The organism is uncultured Amaricoccus sp., from assembly GCF_937858865.1.
GTDB lineage: Bacteria > Pseudomonadota > Alphaproteobacteria > Rhodobacterales > Rhodobacteraceae > Amaricoccus.
Window position 1 is genome coordinate 1 of the sequence record NZ_CALLYO010000153.1, and the last position, 2,705, is coordinate 2,705.

3 protein-coding genes and 1 pseudogene are annotated in these 2,705 nt (G+C 69.9%); 1 reads left to right on the top strand and 3 read right to left on the bottom strand.

The features are described 5' to 3' along the window. Positions 1-238, bottom strand: a pseudogene (locus Q0112_RS04310) (protein translocase subunit SecD); the annotation flags it as partial. Between the two features lie 49 nt (positions 239-287). Then, a complete protein-coding gene (yajC, locus tag Q0112_RS04315) occupies positions 288-620 on the bottom strand; it encodes a preprotein translocase subunit YajC (RefSeq protein ID WP_297971893.1) in 333 nt (110 codons plus the stop codon). A 211-nt stretch (positions 621-831) separates the two neighbouring features. On the opposite strand from yajC, the gene Q0112_RS04320 reads away from it, so the two are divergent. Further along, on the top strand, positions 832-1,413 hold the full coding sequence (locus Q0112_RS04320; RefSeq protein WP_297971884.1) for a Uma2 family endonuclease: 582 nt from the start codon (positions 832-834) through the stop codon (positions 1,411-1,413). A gap of 46 nt (positions 1,414-1,459) precedes the next feature. Here the strand turns inward: Q0112_RS04320 and Q0112_RS04325 are convergent, their stop codons facing one another. Then, positions 1,460-2,572 (bottom strand): alpha/beta hydrolase, encoded by a 1,113-nt coding sequence (locus Q0112_RS04325; protein ID WP_297971888.1) that lies wholly within the window; start codon positions 2,570-2,572, stop codon positions 1,460-1,462. Positions 2,573-2,705 lie beyond the last annotated feature (133 nt).

Consider the following 2,705-nt stretch of genomic DNA (forward strand, 5'->3'; position numbering starts at 1 on the left):
CGTGCGCCCCGCCCCTCAGGTCGAGGCCGAGGTTGACGAGGCGCGAGGGCATCCAGCCCGGCCAGCCGGCCATGTCCTGCTGCATCTCCGGCGTCAGCGTCTCACCGCGCGCCAGCGCCGCGCGGGCGTCGTTGGCGCTCTCGACCCGGCCGTAGAAGGCGTTCGGCAGCGCGACGATGATGCCGATCAGGCAGATGCCCAGGATCAGCACGCGTTTCCAGAGCGGTTGGTCGGCCATGTGTCGGTAAAATCCTCCGGCGCGCGCCGCGGGGCGCGCGCGCATCGCCTCATGCCTCGGCGGGCTCGGTCTTGCTCATCACCTGGCTGATCGTCGCCTTCACCACGCGCACCTTGACGTTCGAGGGCGGCAGCTCGACCTCGACCTCGCCGTCGGCGACCTTGGTCACCTTGCCGATCAGCCCGCCCGAGGTGACCACCTGGTCGCCCCGCCGGAGCGCCTCGACCATCGCCTTGTGTTCCTTGACCTTCTTCTGCTGCGGCCGGATCATCAGGAAGTACATGATCGCGAAGATCAGGATGATCGGCACGAAGCTGATCAGCCCGCCGGCGGCTCCGGCGCCGCCGCCTGCCGCCTGCGCGAATGCGGGTGTTGCGAACATCTCGATCCCTTCCTGGCTCACGGGCTGCTTCACCGCGGCCAGCGTTCCCGGCCCCCGAAAAACGCGCGGACACTAGCGCCCGCCCCAAGCGATGGCAAGGCGACATGGCACGGGCTTCACGCCCCCGAAAGGGCGCCGCTGGCAAGAAACCCGGGGCCAACGATCGAGTGACGCCTTGCCCGGCGTAGGGTATCGTCGAAGGGAGAAGGGCATGAGCTTCGCAATGAACGAGCATTCCAGACGAGATCGCTCGCCGGCCACCTACCAGGACGTCCTCGACGCGCCGCCGCACATGGTCGCCGAGCTCGTCGAGGGCGCGCTGCATCTTCACCCGCGGCCGGCATCCCATCACGCCCTTGCCGGCTCGTCGCTCGGATTCCAGCTCGGTGCGCCCTTCCAGTTCGGACGCGGCGGCCCCGGCGGCTGGTGGATCATCGACGAGCCGGAGCTCCATCTCGGACCCGACGTCCTCGTGCCGGATCTGGCGGGATGGCGCCGCGGGCGGATGCCGGTCTTCCCGGACGCGCCCTGGTTCGACCTCGTGCCCGACTGGGCCTGCGAGGTGCTGAGCCCGGGCACGCGCGGGTTCGATCTCACCGACAAGCGCCGGATCTACGCGAAGAACGGCGTCGCGCATCTCTGGCTCGTCGACCCGAAGCCGCGCACGCTCGAAGCCTTCGCGCTCCAGGGCGGCAGCTGGGTTCTCCTCGCCGCCCTGAAGGACGACGATGAGGCCAGGGTTCCTCCCTTCGAGGCGATTTCCTTCCCGCTGTCGGCGCTCTGGCCAGATTAGCCGATCGCCCACCGGCAACGGCATTTGCCGAAAGGACCGCCCCGCTTCAGTCGAAGATGCGGATCGGCACTTCCTCGAGCAGCCGGTCGAGGCCGGGGGTCGTGCTCTCGCCGAAGCGTCCGGCGGTGTTCAGCCCGGCGCCGATCAGCCGGACGACCTCGGGGGAGCCGGCGAACTTGGTATGGCTGCCGGAGCTCGAATCGTCGATCTGGGACAGGTCGATGACCGTCAGCCCGAACTGCTCGAGCTCCGCCGCGTCGGCGGCGCCGACCCGCGGAACCCCGCCGGCGATCCGCCGCGACAGGCGCAGCGCGCCGTCGTCCTTCGAGATGAACAGATACATCCGCTCGCGGATCGACGGTGGCAGCTGCACGATCTGGGTGCGGAAGAGGTCGATGTCGATGTCCGGCGAGGCCAGCATGATGTGGTTTATCGTGACGCGGCGGCCGAGATAGCCGGCCTTCTCCGCCTCGACGAGCCCCTCCATCGTCAGGAAGGCGCCCATCGAATGGGCGAAGAGCTCGACGCTCTCGGCCCTGGTCCGCACCAGGATGTCGGCCACGTCCTTGAGCCTCGCCCGCGCGACGAGCGCGCTGTTGAGGTCGTAGACGTAGCGCGGCGCCCTGGCGGCCGAGGCCCAGGTGAAGAGGACCGGCACGCCGCGGAAGCCGCTGTCCTCGACGAATTGCGCCAGGCGGAGCAGCGCGTCGCTGGCGGTGTTGTTGTAGCCGTGGATGAAGAGGAGCAGCTCGCGCTGGCCCGGCGGGCGGCGGGCGAGCTCGCGGTCGATCTCGGCGATGAAGCTGGCGCTCGTCCGGTAGACGACCGGGTCGACCACGGCGAATTCCTTGCGCGGGTCGGGCGGCAGCCGCTCCGGCCGCTCGAGCTGCCCGAGCACGTGGCCCGGCGGGATGGTCACGTCGACCGAGGCGAGGCCGACCTCGGGCGCCCGCTCGGCGGAATAGAAGGCGCCGACCACCTCGGACGCCTCGCGCGTGGTGGCGATGAAGATGCGGTGCCGGCTGGCATCGGGGACCGAGGCGGCCGGCACCGCCGGATTGTCGATGCCGATGAGCTCCGGCGGGCGGCTGCAGCCGACCACCAGCAGCAGGACCGGGAGGAGGACGATCCAGGAGCGCAGACAGGAGCGGATGGACACCTCGGGACGCCCTCGTTGGCCGCGGTCGGGACGCTAGCAAGCGCGCCCCGGCCGCGCAAGACGGCGCTCAGGTCGGCGCCAGGGCTATCGCATTTGGCCGATGATGGTTCTTGCGAAGGCGTCGGACCATCCG